The 16383-nt window shown below is 71.3% G+C and carries 14 protein-coding genes; 12 read left to right on the top strand and 2 right to left on the bottom strand.

Annotation, left to right across the window (positions count from 1 at the left end; genetic code table 11):
* Position 1: 1 nt before the first annotated feature.
* The 9 genes from AC1DDU_RS11815 to AC1DDU_RS11775 all read left to right on the top strand — a co-directional run bounded on the left by AC1DDU_RS11815 (position 2) and on the right by AC1DDU_RS11775 (position 10446).
* Positions 2–1192: a multidrug effflux MFS transporter gene (locus AC1DDU_RS11815; RefSeq protein WP_477434304.1), complete on the top strand. Its 1191-nt coding sequence runs from the start codon at positions 2–4 to the stop codon at positions 1190–1192.
* A gap of 23 nt (positions 1193–1215) precedes the next feature.
* Entirely contained in the window at positions 1216–3237 is a 2022-nt protein-coding gene (locus tag AC1DDU_RS11810; RefSeq protein WP_477434302.1) for a primary-amine oxidase, read from the top strand.
* A gap of 61 nt (positions 3238–3298) precedes the next feature.
* On the top strand, positions 3299–4249 hold the full coding sequence (locus AC1DDU_RS11805) for an AraC-like ligand-binding domain-containing protein (RefSeq protein WP_477434301.1): 951 nt from the start codon (positions 3299–3301) through the stop codon (positions 4247–4249).
* Between the two features lie 219 nt (positions 4250–4468).
* Positions 4469–5278 (top strand): MoaF C-terminal domain-containing protein, encoded by an 810-nt coding sequence (locus AC1DDU_RS11800; RefSeq protein ID WP_477434299.1) that lies wholly within the window; start codon positions 4469–4471, stop codon positions 5276–5278.
* Between the two features lie 11 nt (positions 5279–5289).
* Positions 5290–5691: a nuclear transport factor 2 family protein gene (locus tag AC1DDU_RS11795; protein WP_477434297.1), complete on the top strand. Its 402-nt coding sequence runs from the start codon at positions 5290–5292 to the stop codon at positions 5689–5691.
* A gap of 169 nt (positions 5692–5860) precedes the next feature.
* Complete coding sequence (locus AC1DDU_RS11790; protein ID WP_477434295.1) at positions 5861–7039, top strand: ABC transporter substrate-binding protein; 1179 nt, start codon at positions 5861–5863, stop codon at positions 7037–7039.
* Between the two features lie 77 nt (positions 7040–7116).
* Positions 7117–7977, top strand: coding sequence for a branched-chain amino acid ABC transporter permease (locus tag AC1DDU_RS11785; RefSeq protein ID WP_477434293.1), 861 nt, complete (start codon positions 7117–7119; stop codon positions 7975–7977).
* Positions 7964–9751: a branched-chain amino acid ABC transporter ATP-binding protein/permease gene (locus AC1DDU_RS11780; RefSeq protein WP_477434291.1), complete on the top strand. Its 1788-nt coding sequence runs from the start codon at positions 7964–7966 to the stop codon at positions 9749–9751. The genes AC1DDU_RS11785 and AC1DDU_RS11780 overlap by 14 nt, the downstream gene beginning before the upstream one ends.
* Positions 9748–10446 (top strand): ABC transporter ATP-binding protein, encoded by a 699-nt coding sequence (locus AC1DDU_RS11775; protein ID WP_477434289.1) that lies wholly within the window; start codon positions 9748–9750, stop codon positions 10444–10446. The genes AC1DDU_RS11780 and AC1DDU_RS11775 overlap by 4 nt, the downstream gene beginning before the upstream one ends.
* A 64-nt stretch (positions 10447–10510) precedes the next feature.
* Here AC1DDU_RS11775 and AC1DDU_RS11770 read toward each other — a convergent pair whose 3' ends face one another.
* Together AC1DDU_RS11770 and AC1DDU_RS11765 are read right to left on the bottom strand one after the other, a co-directional pair.
* Positions 10511–11323, bottom strand: a complete 813-nt coding sequence (locus AC1DDU_RS11770) for an SDR family NAD(P)-dependent oxidoreductase (protein ID WP_477434287.1) — start codon at positions 11321–11323, stop codon at positions 10511–10513.
* 11 nt (positions 11324–11334) lie between these two features.
* Positions 11335–12108 (bottom strand): SDR family NAD(P)-dependent oxidoreductase, encoded by a 774-nt coding sequence (locus AC1DDU_RS11765; RefSeq protein ID WP_477434285.1) that lies wholly within the window; start codon positions 12106–12108, stop codon positions 11335–11337.
* A gap of 211 nt (positions 12109–12319) precedes the next feature.
* On the opposite strand from AC1DDU_RS11765, the gene AC1DDU_RS11760 reads away from it, so the two are divergent.
* From AC1DDU_RS11760 to AC1DDU_RS11750, 3 genes are read left to right on the top strand one after another with little or no spacing between them, the layout of a single operon-like run.
* The gene (locus tag AC1DDU_RS11760) at positions 12320–13801 is read left to right on the top strand and encodes an APC family permease (protein ID WP_477434283.1); all 1482 of its coding nucleotides are present in this window, start codon (positions 12320–12322) and stop codon (positions 13799–13801) included.
* A 46-nt stretch (positions 13802–13847) separates the two neighbouring features.
* Positions 13848–14681: a MoaF C-terminal domain-containing protein gene (locus tag AC1DDU_RS11755; RefSeq protein ID WP_477434281.1), complete on the top strand. Its 834-nt coding sequence runs from the start codon at positions 13848–13850 to the stop codon at positions 14679–14681.
* 2 nt (positions 14682–14683) lie between these two features.
* Positions 14684–16327: an amidohydrolase gene (locus AC1DDU_RS11750; protein WP_477434279.1), complete on the top strand. Its 1644-nt coding sequence runs from the start codon at positions 14684–14686 to the stop codon at positions 16325–16327.
* The last annotated feature ends 56 nt before the right edge of the window (positions 16328–16383 follow it).

Here is a 16383-nt window from a genome sequence, read left to right as displayed (position 1 = left end):
GATGGACCTCTACCTGCCGCAGCTGCCCCATCTCGCCGACAGCCTGGGCGCCTCGGACGCGCTCGCGCAGGCGACCATGTCGGCGTGCATGCTGGGGCTCGGGCTGGGGCAGCTGATCGCCGGCCCCCTCAGCGATCGGTTCGGGCGCCGCCCGCCCCTCATGGTCGGCGTCGCGGCGTTCGCGGTGCTGTCGCTGGTGTGCGCGTTCGCCCCCACGATCGAGGTGCTGCTGGTGGCCCGCGCCCTCCAGGGCATCGCGGGCTCGGCGGGCATCGTGATCGCGCTCGCCGTCGCCCGCGACCTGTACAGCGGCGTCGAGCTCTCGCGCATGCTGTCGCTGCTGCTGCTCGTGTCGGGCACCGCGCCGGTGTTGGCGCCGCTCATCGGCGGCCAGCTCGCCCTCGTGATGGACTGGCGCGGCATCTTCGGCGTCCTCGCCGTCATCGGCGCCGGGCTGCTCGCGATCGTCGTGTTCGCGCTGCCGGAGTCGCTCGAGCCCGAGCGGCGCCACGCGGGCGGCGTGCGCGACCTCGGCGGGCACCTGGCCGCGGTCTCGCGCGACCGGCTGTTCGTGGCGGTGCTGGCCGCCGCGGCCTTCGGCGGTGCCGCGTTCTTCACCTACCTGTCGATGTCGAGCTTCGTCCTCGAGGGGCAGTTCGGTCTCACGCCGCAGCAGTTCAGCCTCGTGTTCGCCGCGAACGCGATCGCGAACATCGCCGGCGGGCAGCTGAGCCGCGTGCTCGTGCGTCGCGCGGGCCCCCTGCGGATGTACCTCACGGGCGTCACCGCCGCCGCGGCGGTCGCCCTGGCCGCGTTCACCTCGAGCCTGGCCGGGCTGGGACTGGCCGCGGTGGTGGCATCCCTCGCCGTCTATCTCTTCGCCAGCGGCCTCGGCGGCCCCAACGGCTCGACGCTCGCGCTCGCCCATCATGGCCCGCGCGCCGGCACCGCCGCGGCATTCCTGGGTTTCGGGCAGTTCGCGCTCGGGCCCGTGATCGCGCCGCTGGCGTCGTCGCTGACGGGGACGACGGCGCTGACGATGACCGCGACGATGGGCGCGGCATCCCTCATCGCCGCCGTCATCGCGTGGACCGCCGTCCGCCCCGCGGCACGCGCACCGGAATGCCGCGCGGACGATCACGCTCCGTGCGCGGGCAGACAAGACGACCGGCGCCGGCGCGGCGCACACTGAACGTGACGATCGAGGAGACTGCGATGACGCACGACGAGCACGACCACGACCACGGCGGCCACGGCGTGGGGCTCATCCCGCTGCGGGTGACGGCCGACCGCGCGCCGCGGCATCCGCTCGATCCGCTCACCGCCGCCGAGATCGCGAGTGCGCGCGAGATCCTCGTGGCCGCCGGCCTCCTCGGCGAGACCGTGCGGGTGCCGATGCTGCTGCCCGACGAGCCCACCAAGGACGAGCTCGCCGCGTGGACGCCGGGGACGCCGTTCGATCGTCGCGTGGACGTGACGCTGATGGATGCCGCCACCGGCGCCGTGAGCGAGGTCATCGTCTCGGTCTCCCGCGGCGACGTCGCCGAGGTGCGCGAGCTCGACCCGTCGCAGGCGCCCTACGGCCAGCCGCAGTACCTGTTCGAGGAGTACGACCGCGCGGCCGACATCGTCAAGGCCTCCCCCGAGTGGCGCGCCGCGATGGCGCGCCGCGGCTTGGCGGACCGCATCGACCTGGCGTTCTGCTCACCGTTGGCCCCGGGCTTCGTCGGGCGTGAGAACGAAGTCGGGCGCCGCGTCATCCGCTCGCTCACCTTCCTGCGCGACAGCGAGGACGACATCCCGTGGGCGCACCCCGTCGAGGGGCTCATCGTGCACGTCGACCTGGTGTCGAACACGGTCATCGGCATCGAGGACGTCGGCGACGTGCCGGTGCCCGCGGGAAGCGGCAAGTACACCCCGGATGCCGTCGGCCCCGCCCGCACGAGCCTCAAGCCCATCGAGATCGTCCAGCCCGAGGGCCCGAGCTTCGCCGTCAACGGATCCCACGTGCAGTGGGAGAACTGGTCGCTGCGCGTCGACTTCAACGCGCGCGAGGGGCTCGTGCTGCACGACGTGCGCTTCGACGACCGCCCGGTGCTGACCCGCGCGAGCGTGCCCGAGATGGTCGTGCCCTACGGCGACACGTCCAACACCCGCTTCTGGATCAGCTACTTCGACGCCGGCGAGTACCTGCTGGGCAAGAACGCGAACCACCTCGAGCTCGGCTGCGACTGCCTCGGCGTCATCCGCTACTTCGACGGCCACGTCGCCGACGACCACGGCAACCCCGTCACCATCCCGAACGTCGTGTGCATGCACGAGGAGGATTACGGCATCCTCTGGAAGCACACCGAGCAGGGCCCCGTCGGCTCGCACGTTCGCCGGTCGCGGCGCCTGGTCGTCTCGTACTTCTCGACGATCGGCAACTACGACTACGGCTTCTACTGGTACTTCTACCTCGACGGCTCGATCCAGCTCGAGGCGAAGGCCACCGGCATCGTGTTCGTCGGCGGCGGCCACCCGGGCTCTACGAACCCGCACGCGCCGGAGATCGCCCCGGGCGTCTTCGCCCCGGTGCACCAGCACCTGTTCTCCGCGCGGCTGGACGTCGCGATCGACGGCGAGGACAACCAGCTCGTCGAGATCGACGCGGCCCGCATCCCGATGGGCGAGCAGAACCCGTTCGGCAACGCGTTCACGTGGACCGAGACCCCGCTGCGCACCGAGGCCGAGGCCCAGCGCGTCGCCGACACGTCGGTCGCGCGGGTCTGGGAGGTGCGCAGCGCGTCGAAGAAGAACTACATCGGCAAGCCGACCGCGTACCACCTGCTGCCGCAGCCCACGGCGCTGCTCATGGCCGACCCGGCCTCGTCGGTCGCGGCGCGCGCCGCGTTCGCGACGAAGCACCTGTGGGGAACCGCGTACGACCACGAGGAGCGCTGGCCCGCCGGCCGCTACCCCAACGCCCACCAGGGCGGCGCGGGGCTTCCGGCGTACACGGGGGACGACCGGTCGATCGACGGCGAAGACCTCGTGCTGTGGCACACGTTCGGCCTGACCCACATCCCGCGCCCCGAGGACTGGCCCATCATGCCGGTGGACTACGCCGGGTTCTGGTTCAAGCCCTACGGCTTCCTCGACGTGAACCCCGCGATGGACGTGCCCGAGTCGAGCCAGGCGCACCAGGCGGCGGACGGCGGTTGCGGACAGGGAGCCGCCTGCACCTGCGCGCACTAGACCGCACCGGCCGGATCGTATACGATGCTGGAAACGCCTTCAATGATCGAGGTGAGCTTCCGTGCACAATGCTGTGACTCCCGACACGGTCGCCACGCGGATCGCTCGCAACATCAGCGACTTCCGCGCGGCCGTCAACGACTCCTTCGTGCCTTTGCAGGTGACGAGCTCTCATCCCGACCGGTTCCGCGGCATGATCCGCGGCGCCGGCATCGACGAGGTGCACGTTTCGGACGTGAGGGCGACCGACCATGTCGTGGAGCGCACGCCTGAGCTCATCGCCCGTGGCGACCGCCCGTACTTCAAGGTGAGCCTGATGCTCGCCGGCACGGGCCTCTTGATCCAGGACGACCGCGAGGCCGTGCTGACGGCGGGCGACCTGGCCGTGTACGACACCAGCCGGCCGTACTCGCTGGTGTTCGACCAGGACTTCCGCACCATGGTCGTGATGTTCCCGCGGCACCTGCTGACGCTGCCGCCCGACATGGTGGGACAGCTGACCGCCGTGCGGATCTCGGGCTCCGAGGGGCTCGGCTCGGTCGTGACGCCGTACCTCACGCAGCTCGCCGGCAACCTCGACCAGCTCGCCGGATCCACCGGCGCGCGCCTCGCTCACAGCGCACTGGACCTCGTCGCGACCGTGTTCGCACGCGAGCTGGGCCTGGACGGCGTCACTGCCGACCCGCACCGCGCGCTCATGCAGCGCATCCGCGGCCACATCGACCGCAACCTCGCCTCGACCGACCTCGACCCCACCTCGATCGCCGCGGCGCATTTCATCTCGACGCGGCACCTGCACGGCCTGTTCCAGGAGCAGGGCACCACCGTGTCGACGTGGATCCGCACCCGCCGCCTCGAGCAGTGCCGCCGCGACCTCGTCGACCCGGTGCTCGCCGACCGCCCGGTCGCCGCGATCGCCGCCCGCTGGGGCTTCGTGGATGCCGCGCACTTCAGCCGCGCCTTCAAGTCGGCGTTCGGCATCTCGCCGAGCGAGTACCGCGCCGGCCACTGACGCCGCCGCGTTTCGTCTCGCTTCGCTCGCTCAACGACCGGTCCTCTCCCGCCCGTCGAGCAAGCGAGTACCGCGCCGGGCACTGACGCCGCCGCGTTTCGTCTCGCTTCGCTCGCTCAACGACCGGTCCTTGACCGCCCCGGCACGCGGGTTGACTCCTCGCGCGGGAACCCCCGCGAACGCTTGAGGGGGCGGATGCCGTCCCCCGACGATGGCGGCATGACAGAGCACACCGCCCGCTCCCCCGGGGATCCGGCCCTCGACGAGTGGCGCACGTACGACGAGTTCGCCGCCGGCATCGACACCTACCGGCTTCCGAACACCGACCTGGACGGCACGTCGCTGCGGATCACACTCGACGACGGGACCGCCCTGGCCCTCGACTTCGGAGCCGAGACCGTGTCGTGGTCGGCGACGGGCGGCTACGAGGCATCCGGAACCGACCCGTATGACGCCGTGGCCGTACGCGAGGACGTCGTCTTCGTGAACCTGCCGCTGACCTCCCGCGAGCGCGAGGCGCTCACGATCGTCTACTCGACGACCACCCACCGCGCCCTCGCGGCGCTGTCGCACATCTCGGACGAGGACGTCGAGGGCACGCCCCGGGTCACCCAGCGGTTCTGGGCCGGCGTCACCGACGACGGCCCGCCCACGGGCGAGGCCCCCGCACCCAGCCGCGACCTCATCGGCAAGCGCAACGTCTACCGCTACAGCCCGCACCATCTGTACGAGCACGTCTACGTGTCGTCGCAGCGGTACGCGTGGCAGTGCCTCGAGGGCGTGCAGCGCGGCCACGGCGACATGGACCTGTCGACCGTGTGGAAGTTCGCCGACGGGCTGTACCTGTTCTGCTTCCGCGAGTTCCGCATCGCGGTGGCCAGCGTCTGGCTGCACGACCTCGGCTACCAGCTGATGACCACCGGCATCTTCCTCGGGCTCAACGGCGCAGGTGAGTCGGAGCACTCGCGTGGCGGTGGCCACATCTATCCGCTCGGATCGGTCTCGTACCCCGACGTGCAGCCGGTCTGAGGGAGGGCATCGTGAGCAACGCAGACGTCATCCGCGCGCATTACGCGGCCTCCGACCGCGGCGACATCGAGGGCATGATCGCCGATCTCTCCGACGACGTCCGGTGGACCGAGGCCGCCGGCTTCCCGCTGGCAGGCACCTACGTCGGTCCGCGGGCGGTCGTCGACGGCGTGTTCCTCCGGCTCGGCGAGGACTGGGACGACTACACGCTCGCCATCGACGAGGTGATCGACGGCGGCGACACGGTCGTCGGGATCGGCACCTACTCGGGCACCCACAAGGGCACCGGCCGGTTCTTCGCGGCCCGCGTCGCCCACGTGTGGCGGCTCGCCGACGGCCGCGTCACGGCCTTCGAGCAGTTCACCGACACGCTGCTCGTCGCCCGTGCGACCGGGGACGCGCGCGAGCGCTGACCGATCGCCCAGGCCGTGCCGTCCTGGACAACAGCCGTGCTCGCACGGCACAGCACCGGCACCACCCGGCTCCTAGCGTCGGAGCCACGGACCGCGCGACGCACCGGCGCGGTCGCAACCTGTACCGCGACGCCGACGTCGCGGCACGACCCGAGAGGCAGGCAAAGCGATGAAGAAGACCCTGTTTGCAGCGACCACGATGCTCGCCGTGGCCGCGATCGCCCTCACCGGATGCCGCGGCTCCGACGAGGCGGGAGCCGCCGGTGGCGAGGGCGCCCCGATCGTCGTCGGATCCGTCAACACCATCAGCGGCCCGGCCACGTTCCCGGAGGCATCCGCCGCCGCCCAGGCCGTGTTCGACAAGTTCAACGAGGACGGCGGACTCGACGGCCGGATGATCGAGTACAAGGCCCTCGACGACAAGGGCGATCCGGCGTCGGCCACTGCCGCGGCACGCGAGATCGTGGGCAGCGACGAAGCGGTCGCGATGATCGGCTCGGCCAGCCTCATCGAGTGCGACCTCAACGCCGACTACTACGCGCAGGAGGGCATCCTGTCGATCCCGGGCATCGGCGTCGACACGGGCTGCTTCGACAGCGAGAACATCTCGCCGGCCAACGTCGGTCCGTTCAACGACATGACCCTGACGCTGCTGTACGGCTCGGAGGAGCTCGGTCTCACCGACATCTGCATCCTGCTCGAGATCGCAGGGTCCACCCGCCCCGCCTACCAGGCGGCGATCGACAAATGGACCGAGATCACCGGCAAGAAGCCGCTGTACGTCGACGACACCGTGCCGTACGGCGCGAGCGACTACACGCCCTACATCGTCAAGGCCAAGCAGGAGGGCTGCAAGGCGCTCGCGATCAACCCGGTGGAGCCCGACGCGATCGGCCAGGTCAAGGCCGCCAACGCGCAGGGATGGGACGACGTCACGTGGCTGTACCTCACGAGCGTCTACAGCGAGAACTTCGCCGCGGCCATCGACGACGCCGGCGCCGGCATCTACGTGCCCGCCGAGTTCTACCCCTTCACCGAGGAGAACGAGATCAACGCCGACTGGCGCAGCCTCATGGAGGAGAACGACATCGCGCTGACGTCGTTCAGCCAGGGCGGCTACCTCGCCGCGACGTACTTCATCGAGGCGCTGAAGTCCATCGACGGAGACGTGACCCGTGAGTCGGTGACGGCTGCGATCAAGGGCATGGACCCGGTCGAGAACCCGATGGTCGGCGATGCCTACCAGTTCGGCGTGGTGCCCACCTCGGGCTGGCCGATCGCGCTCAAGAGCGGCACGAACGCGTGGGAGCAGGTCGCGGACGACTGGTTCCGCATCCCCGCCGAATGAGACGTGCGGCGGCCGGAGGTGGGGGCACCCCGGCCGCCGCGCAATCCCACCCGACCGAACGACTCGGAGGATCGACGATGATCGAAGGCGCCCTTTCCGGGCTCGCCGCGGGCGGGCTGTACGCCGTCCTCGGCGTGTGCCTGACCCTGATGGCGCGGCTGGTCCGCGTCGTCAACTTCGCCCAGGCGGCCACCGGCATGTTCGGCGGCTTCTGCGCGGTGTGGCTGGTCACCAGCGCCGGCCTGCCGATCTGGCTGGCCTCGGTGATCGGCATCCTCATCGGGGGCCTGCTCGCCGCGGCGATCGGCTGGATCGCCGCGACCTGGCTGTCGGAGGCCTCCCTCACCACCCGTTCCGCGATGACGGTCGGACCGCTGCTGCTGCTCATCTCGCTGTCGTTCATCCTGTTCGGCAACAAGCCGCAGCCGTTCACGCCGATCATCGCGGGCCCCGCGTTCACAGTCGGCAGCGTCGTGATCAGCCAGGTGACGCTGTGGACGGTCGGCCTGGCGCTGGTCGTCGCGTTCGGCGTCCACCTCGTGCTGACGAAGACGCCGATCGGCACGCGGCTGCGCGCGCTGTCCGAGCGCCCCACGACCGCGGAGCTCCTCGGCATCCGCTCGCGCCCGCTGTCGATCGCGGTGTGGTTCGTCACCGGTCTCATCAGCGCGATCGTCATCATCATCGTCGCGCCGTCGCAGTCCAACGACGCCACGAGCCTGTCGATGCTCATCGTGCCCGCGGCTGCCGCCGCCCTGCTGGGCGGGTTCCGCCGCCTCGACCTCGCCGTCGTCGGCGGACTCGTCCTCGGCATGCTGTCGGGCCTGGTCGCCCAGATCGACGAGGTCGCGCTGATCCGCAACTTCCTCCCGTTCCTGTTCATCGTCGTCCTGCTCCTGTGGACGCAGCGCAAGGAGGTGTGGGATGCCGCTCGCTGACCGCTCCTGGTTCCGCCTGACGTGGCCGTTCGCGGTCGCCCTCGTCGGCATCGTCGTCGGCTACGCGCTGAGCGAAGGGCTCTCGGGGTACTTCGTGTTCCTCGCGGTGTCGGCGGTGACCGCCGCCATCGCGATCCTCGGCCTCGGCATCATCACCGGCTCGGCGGGCATGATCGCCCTGTGCCAGCTGACGTTCGCCGCCATCGGCGCGTGGATCGTCGCCGGCCTCAGCTACATCGACGCTCCGGGCGGGTTCGCGGTGTGGCTGCTCGCCGGCGGCATCGGCGCCGGGATCGTCGGCATCCTGGTGGGCCTGCCCGCGCTGCGCCTGCGCGGCGTGAACCTCGCGGTCGTGACGCTCGGGTTCGCGGCGGCCGCCGACGTGACCCTCGTGCAGATCCAGTTCCCGGGCTCCGCCGACGGCACCGCGGTGCAGCGCCCCGAGCTCTTCTCGAACGACCGCTCGTACTTCTTCTTCAGCGTGATCGTCCTCGCGGTGTGCGGGCTCGCGGTGTTCTTCCTGCAGCGCGGCCGATGGGGCTCCAGCTGGAAGGCGGTCGCCTTCTCGGAGCGCGGCACCGCGTCAGCCGGCCAGAGCGTGCCCGGCGCGAAGCTGACCGCGTTCGCGATCAGCGCCGCGCTCGGCGGCATCTCGGGCGGCCTCATCGCCGGCCAGGTCCAGCTGCCGTTCGCGTCGAGCTTCACACCGCTGCAGTCGCTCGCGCTGTACGTCCTGGCCGTCATGTCGGGCGCCTACCTCATCGACATGGCGATCTTCGGCGGCATCCTGTGGGTGCTCGTCCCCGAACTGCTGAAGCAGTGGGGCATCAAGCTCGACTGGGGCTTCGTCATCTTCGGCGCACTGGGCGTGCAGGCCCTCACCAGCGGCACCAACCTCGGCCAGGGCATCCGCAACCTCTACTACCGCCGCGCCGACAAGCGGCTGGCGGCGCGGACCGAGGCGGAGAAGGATGCCGCGGCCGCGGCATCCGCTCGCGCCGAGGCTGCTCCCGAGATCTCGACCACGACGGTCGCCACGATCGACCCGGTGAAGGACGCGAACGCGCCGGTGCTCGTGGTGGACGGGCTGACCGTCGAGTTCGGCGCACTCAAGGCGCTGGACGACGTGTCGTTCGAGGTGCCCGCCGGCACGATCATGGGCCTCATCGGGCCCAACGGCGCCGGCAAGTCGACGTTCGTCGACGCCATCAGCGGGTTCCTCCCCCGCCACGGCGGGCGGGTGGTGCTGGACGGCGCCGACCTCGCGGGCCTCTCCCCCACCCGGCGCGCACGACTGGGCCTGCGCCGCACGTACCAGCAGGATCGCGTGCCGCCGTCGCTCACGGTCGAGGCGTACGTGCGCTTCGTCGCGCGCCGTCGGCTCGACCGCGACGAGATCGAGCGCACACTCGCCTTCTTCGGGTGCCCGCTCGCTCGCGCCCGGCTGTCGGGCGTCGACGTCGGCACCCGCCGCCTGGTCGAGGTGGCGGCGAACGTGCTCGCCAAGCCCCGCCTGCTGATCCTCGACGAGCCCGCCGCCGGCCTCTCGCACGAGGAGCACCTCGCGCTGGCGGTCCGGCTGCGAGACCTCCCCGAGCGGTTCGGCATCTCGCTGGTCATCATCGAGCACGACCTGGACCTCGTCCGCTCGGTGTGCCCGCGCCTGACCGTGCTCGACTTCGGCAGGGTGCTGGCATCGGGTCCGCAGGCGGAGGTCCTCGACGACCCCGCCGTGATCAAGGCGTACATGGGCGAGACGGAGCTGCTGCAATGACCGAGGACCTGCTGGAGCTCGACGACGTGACCGTGAGCCGCGGCGCCGGGCCGGTGATCTCCCACGTGTCGCTGACGGTCCGGCCGGGCGAGGTGCTCGCCCTGGTCGGCCCCAACGGCGCCGGCAAGACGAGTCTCATCGAGTCGATCTCGGGCGTCGTCGCGCACTCCGGCGGCACGATCCGCCTGGACGGCGAGCCGATCGACAAGCTGTCGCGCGTCGCGCGGGCTCGTCGCGGCATCGTGCACATCGAGCAGGGGCGGGCGGTGTTCCCGTCGCTCACCGTGCGCGAGAACCTGTCGCTCACCGCGCGCACGCCCGCCCAGATCGACGCCGCGCTGGCGCATTTCCCCGAGCTGGAGAAGCGGATCGACTCCCCCGCCCAGTTGCTGTCCGGCGGCGAGCAGCAGATGGTCGTGCTCGCGCGCGCGTTCGCCGCCAAGCCGCGATTCCTGCTCATCGACGAGATGTCGCTCGGCCTCGCGCCGGTCGTGTTCACCCGCCTGTTCCCGATGGTCGGCACGCTGGCCGAGTCGGGCGTCGGCGTGCTGCTGGTCGAGCAGTTCACCGGGCTCGCGCTCGGGCTCGCGAAGGAGGCCATCGTCGTTGCGAGCGGCCAGGTCACGTTCCAGGGCGACGCCGCGCGCCTGCGCGACGAGCCGCAGCTGCTGCACCGGGCCTACCTGGGCGGCTGACCCGGACACCGCATGAGAGAGGGGGCGGATGCCGCGGCATCCGCCCCCTCTCTCTGCGTGCCTGCTACATGCCGGCGTGGTCGAACGCGATCGTGGGGAGGTCGACGACGTGCGCACCGCCGTCGACGACGAGCACCGCGCCGTTCATGTACGACGACTCCCCCGAGCCGAGGAAGCGCACCACCGACGCGATCTCGCTGGGCGCGCCCGGGCGGCGCAGCGGCACGTCGGCGGTGACCGTCGCGTACGCCTCCTCGCGCGAGCCCAGGTCGGCGTGGGAGGCGAACTCGTCCATCTCGGCGTCGGCCATCGGCGTCTGCACCCAGCCCGGGCACACCGCGTTGACCCGCACCCCGTGCTTGCCGTAGTCGCGGGCCAGCGTCTTGGTCAGCCCGACGAGGGCGTGCTTGCCGACGGTGTATCCGGCGACCGACGGCCCCGCGAACAGCCCCGCGAGCGACGAGATGATGACGATCTGCCCCTTCGACTCGATGAGCGACGGCAGCGCCTCGCGCGACATCACGAACGCCGTGTTGAGGTTCGCCTGCAGCGAGGCCGCCCACGACGCGTCGTCGGTGTCGCCCACGGCGGAGAACCCGTGGCCGCCGGCGTTGTTCACGAGCACGTCGAGCCGTCCGAAGCGCGCGACGGTGGCCTCGACGACGCCGCGAGCGCTCGCGGCGTCGGCGGCGTCAGCGACCAGCGCGAGCGCGCCGATGCGCTCGGCGACCTCATCGAGCACCGCCTTACGGCGGCCGACCACGACGACGTGCGCACCTTCTGCGGCGTACCGCTCGGCGATGGCGGCCCCGATTCCGGTGCCGCCGCCGGTGATCAGCACGACCTTCCCGGCGGTGCCTGCTCCTGCGTATCCCATGCTGTGTCCTTTCAGGCGGGGAAGCTCGACCGGGCGGAGTACCCGAAGTCCGAGACGAGTGCGGCGCCGCTGACGGGGCGCGAGACCGGAGAGGAGAGGAAGACCAGCTGCGCGGCGACCTCATCGGCCGTCTGCACGGGATAGTCCATCCCGGCGAATCCGGCGGGGTCCTCCGAGCCGATGCCGAGATCGCCGCGACTCATGGGCGTGTCGACGATCGAGGGGCACACCGCGTTCACCCGGATGCCGTGGGTCGCGAGCTCGACCGAAGCCGCGCGTGCCAGCTGCAGCACCGCCGCCTTCGAGGCGCAGTACGCCGCCATGCCGGGCGCAGCGACCAGCGCGGAGTCGCTCGCGACCACGACGACGGTGCCGCCGCCCGCGACGCGCAGGGCGGGGACCGCGGCGCGCAGCACCAGGAAGGTGCCGCGCACGTTCACCGCGAACACGTCGTCCCACGCCGGCAGCGGCGTATCGGCGAGCGCGGTGCCGGCCGGACCCGAGATCCCCGCGCACGCGACGACCGCGTCCAGCCCGCCGAGCCGATCGACGGCGTACGCGACGGCTGCGTCGACCTGGGCCTCGTCCGTCACGTCGGCGGGAAGAGCGGATGCCTCCACCCCCGCCGCACGCAGCTCCGCGGCGACGGCGGCCAGGTCCGTGGCATCCCGGTCCGTCAGCACGACGCACGCACCCTCGGCACCGAACGCTCGCGCGGCGGCGCGTCCGATGCCGCCCGCGGCCCCTGTGACGAGGACCCGGTGCCCCCGGATGCCCAACTCCATCGCCGACCTCCGCTCGCGCCCGCTGCGGGCTCGCACCGATCATGCATCCAGCCCAGGCGCGACGGAGCGTTCCCTGCGCTGGTGCAACAGCCCCGCACGCTCTGCGTCAAGTGCCCGCACGGCCCCCGCTCGCACAATCGAAGAGCGAGGTCACCCTGCCTCGCCCCCGAGCGTCCGCCCCGGCAGGCGCATCACAGGCAAAGGAGCCGCTGTGACCGATTCCGCTTCACCGACCGGGCTGCGCGGCAACGCGCTGGGCGTGGCCGGCATCGTCTTCCTCGTGCTGGCGGCGGTCGCCCCGCTCACCGGCATCGTGGTGGTCGCCTCGCTGGTGATCGCCTTCGGCAACGGCGGCGGCGCCCCGGCATCTTTCTTCATCGTCGCGATCATCCTGCTGCTGTTCGCCGTCGGCTACGCGCAGATGTCGAAGCAGCTCGCCAGCGCGGGCGGGTTCTACGCGTTCGTCGTGAAGGGGCTCGGCCGCACCGGCGGCCTCGTCGCCGGGCTCATCGCGACCATCGGCTACAACCTCTTCGTGGTGGGCACGATCGGCACGAGCGGCTTCTTCATGCAGATCGTGATCGCCGACCTCACCGGCTTCGACATGCACTGGTACCTGTGGGGGCTGCTGTCGATCGCGGTGTGCTTCCTGATGGCGCGCACCGGCATCGACTTCAGCTCGAAGGTGCTCGGCGTCTCGCTCGTGCTCGAGGTCGCGATCCTCGTGGTGTTCGACGTCGCGGTGCTCATGCAGACCGGCTTCGACGTCTCGGCGTTCTCGCCCGCGGCGGTGTTCTCGGGATCGCTCCCGATCGGCCTGCTGCTGGCGGCCACCGGCTACCTCGGGTTCGAGGCCACCGCGCTGTTCAGCGAAGAGGCGAAGAACCCGCTGAAGACGATCCCCCGCGCGACCTACGGCGCGATCATCGCGATCGGGCTCATCCTCGGCGTGTCGACCTGGGCCGTCGTCAGCGCCACCGGCGTCGCGAACGCGCAGCAGGCGTCGCTGGACCACCTCGAGGCGGGCGACCTGCTGTTCTCGCTCATCGCGCAGTACCTCGGCGAGCCGATGTCGGTCATCGCCACGATCCTGCTGCTGGTGAGCCTGTTCGCCGCGATGCTCGCGTTCCACAACTCGGCGACGCGCTACCTCTACGCGCTCGGGCGCGCACGCGTGCTGCCGCACGCCCTGTCGCGCACCCGTGCCAACGGCGCGCCGCAGCTCGCCGGATTCGTGCAGGCGCTGTTCGCGGCCATCGTCGCCGGCTGCTTCGCCCTCGCGCAGCTGGACCCGATCCTCCTGGTCGTGCCCGCGATGCTCGGCATCGGCACGCTGTCGGTGATCGTCCTCCAGACGCTCGCAGCGCTGTCGATCGTCGTGTGGTTCCGGCGGCAGCGCGACCCCCGCTGGTGGAGCACACTCATCGCACCGGGGCTCGGCTTCCTGGGGCTCATCTCGATCGCACTGCTGGCCCTGTTCAACTTCGACGTCGTCGCGGGCACCCAGAACCCGGTGATCCTGACCCTGCCGTGGCTCCTCGCCCTCGCGGTCGTCGGCGGCATCGTCTACGCGGCGTACCTCAAGCGCCGCAAGCCCGCGGTGTACGACGCCCTCGCCACCGACCTGGAGAAGTTCAACGTCCACGTCTCCCACGGCGACCAGGCGCCGCACATCCCCGAGCCGAGCGTGTGACCCCGGCATCCCGACTCCCCATCCGACACCGAGAAGAGACATCATCATGACCGTGAACCTGTCCGACACGTCCACCTGGCTGCCCCTGGACGGCCTCGCCCCCGGCTTCGATGCGAGCAAGGCCGAGCTGTCGAGCGATCTGGACGGGCGCACGTTCACGGTCGTCGACGACCGCGGCACGCGCATCGTGCACACCTTCGGCCCCGGCACGGTGTCGTGGGAGTACACCCCGGGCGCCGGCGACCCCACGGCACCCGCGGCACAGACCGACGCGTGCGAGGTGGTCCGGGTCGACGAGGACCTCTACTACGCCCAGTTCCACCACGACTACCTGCCGAACGAGGCGGTGTCGCTCCTGCTCGACCTGCGCAGCGGATACTCGCTCGCCGTGCTCAGCGTCCTCGGCGAGAAGACGCGCGAGCGCGTCGCGGTGCAGCACCTGTTCGGCGTCGGCCGCATCGAGGAGCTCGCGCAGAACGGCGAGCCGCCGGCCCCGACCACCGAGCTGATCGGCCGCCGGGTGCTGTGGGTGTACTCCAGCGTCCACGCCTACGAGCACGTCTACCTCTCGCCGCACTGGTACACGTGGCAGTGCCTCGCCGGCCCCGAGCAGGGCCTGGCCGACACCGACGAGAACACCGTGTGGCGCCTGCGTCCCGGCATCTACGTGTTCACGTGGCGCGAGAAGGTCATCCCCTGCGGGTCGGTGACGATCGCCGACCACCGCGACCAGAGGGCGCTGCGCTCGCACGGCGTGCTCTTCGGCGAGGGCGAGGACGGCGGCATCCCGACCCACTTCACGTTCGGCGCGCACGGCCGGCTGCTGTCGAACACCGTGCACCCGGGCGAGTACGACCCGTCGCACCCGCTGGAGCGCTGACGGTGACCGCCGACCTCATCCTCACCGGCGGTGTCGTGCGCACCGCCGACCGCACCCGCCCCGTCGCCGACGCCATCGCGTTCGGCGACGGGCGGGTGCTCGCCGTCGGCACCTGCGACGAAGTGCTCGCGCTCCGCGATGAACGCACCGAGGTGCGCGACCTCGCGGGCGCGGCGGTGTATCCGGGCTTCGTCGACGTGCACAACCACCACGCGCTGGCCGGGCGCACCGACCTGTACGAGCTGGCGCTGCCGGCAGGGCTGTCGCTGGACGAGATCCTCGACCGCGTGCGCGCCTACGCCGCCAGGCTCCCCGAGGACGCCTGGATCTCGGGCGGTCCCTACCCGAGCACGCTGATGGCCGAGCTGTCGACCTCGGCCGTCCGCGCCCGGCTCGACGAGGCGGCTGGCGGACGCCCGGCAGTCATCATGGAGGACAGCCGCCACAACCGCTGGGCGAACACCCGCGCGCTGGAGCTGGCCGGCATCACCGCCGATGCGATCCCCGACGGCGGGGTGACCGTGCTCGATCCGGACGACGGGCAGCCGACCGGCATCCTGCTGGAGGCCGCCGGCATCCCGGTGGAGGAGGCGCTCGCACGAAGCGGCGGTCTCTCGCCCGAACAGCACCGGCGTTCGTCGCAGCGTGGGATCGAGATGCTCAACGGCTACGGCGTCACCGCGTTCCAGGACGCCGCGGTCTCCCGCGACATCCTCGCGGCGCTGCAGTCGCTCGACGAGGCCGGCGAGCTGAACGCGTGGGTCGTCTCGAGCCTCACCGTCAACGACGAGATCTTCGGCTTCGACCCGGTCGGCGAGCCGCTCGTCGCGCTGGGCGAGCAGTACCGGTCGGAGCATCACCGCCCCGACTTCGTGAAGATCTTCCTCGACGGCGTGCCGCCGGCGCGCACCGCCTCGTTCCTGGAGCCGTACATCCCCGACGATGCGCACGGCGCCCACTTCCACGGCACCACGACGATGACGCCCGACGAGCTGGAGGGCTGGCTGCGCTCGGTCGCGGCGCGCGGCCTCGGCGCCAAGGTGCACTGCACCGGCGACGGCTCGGCGCACCTGCTGCTCGACGTCGTCGAACGGCTTCGCGCCGACGGCATCGACGTGCCGGTGCAGATCGCCCACGGTCAGTTCCTGTCCGACGAAGACATCGAGCGGATGCCGCGCCTCGGCGTGGCCGCCGACATCTCGCCGTTCATCTGGTTCCCGGGGGTGATCCCGACGGCTCTGGCCGAGGTGCTCGGCCACGACCGCGCGGAGCACTCGCAGCCGAACAGGTCCCTCTTGGACGCCGGGGCGCTCGTGGCGGGCGGATCCGACTGGCCGGTCAGCGAGTCGCCGAACCCGTTCGAGGGGATGCAGGGCCTCGTCACCCGCGCCGACCCGCTCGGCCGCGCAGCGGGCGTGCTGTGGCCCGAGCAGGCGATCACCGCCGCCGAGGCGCTGGAGGTCTTCACGATCAACGCCGCGCAGGCGATGGGGCTCGATGAGGTCTCCGGCTCGCTCACCCCGGGCAAGTCGGCCGACTTCGTGATCGTGGACTGCGACTTCGTCGCCGGACCCGCCGACGCGATCATCGGCACGCGGGTCCTCGAGACGTGGTTCGCCGGTCGACGGGTGTTCGCCGCCGACTGAGTTCCGCGCACACACGACAGCGGGGGCGTCCGGAATGGACGCCCCCGCTTCGTGTT

The organism is Microbacterium sp. 05T445 (assembly GCF_056395865.1).
The sequence above is the reverse complement of the archived record's forward strand: the minus strand, read 5'-3'. Positions and strand labels throughout refer to the sequence as shown.

Excerpts from the sequence above, each read along its gene's own strand:
- AC1DDU_RS11780 (WP_477434291.1), top strand. The coding sequence starts at position 7,964 with ATGCCGCTCGCTGACCGCTCCTGGTTCCGCCTGACGTGGCCGTTCGCG.
- AC1DDU_RS11810 (WP_477434302.1), top strand. The coding sequence starts at position 1,216 with ATGACGCACGACGAGCACGACCACGACCACGGCGGCCACGGCGTGGGG.
- AC1DDU_RS11785 (WP_477434293.1), top strand. The coding sequence starts at position 7,117 with ATGATCGAAGGCGCCCTTTCCGGGCTCGCCGCGGGCGGGCTGTACGCC.
- AC1DDU_RS11790 (WP_477434295.1), top strand. The coding sequence starts at position 5,861 with ATGAAGAAGACCCTGTTTGCAGCGACCACGATGCTCGCCGTGGCCGCG.
- AC1DDU_RS11755 (WP_477434281.1), top strand. The coding sequence starts at position 13,848 with ATGACCGTGAACCTGTCCGACACGTCCACCTGGCTGCCCCTGGACGGC.
- AC1DDU_RS11800 (WP_477434299.1), top strand. The coding sequence starts at position 4,469 with ATGACAGAGCACACCGCCCGCTCCCCCGGGGATCCGGCCCTCGACGAG.
- AC1DDU_RS11770 (WP_477434287.1), bottom strand. The coding sequence starts at position 11,323 with ATGGGATACGCAGGAGCAGGCACCGCCGGGAAGGTCGTGCTGATCACC.
- AC1DDU_RS11765 (WP_477434285.1), bottom strand. The coding sequence starts at position 12,108 with ATGGAGTTGGGCATCCGGGGGCACCGGGTCCTCGTCACAGGGGCCGCG.
- AC1DDU_RS11815 (WP_477434304.1), top strand. The coding sequence starts at position 2 with ATGGACCTCTACCTGCCGCAGCTGCCCCATCTCGCCGACAGCCTGGGC.
- AC1DDU_RS11775 (WP_477434289.1), top strand. The coding sequence starts at position 9,748 with ATGACCGAGGACCTGCTGGAGCTCGACGACGTGACCGTGAGCCGCGGC.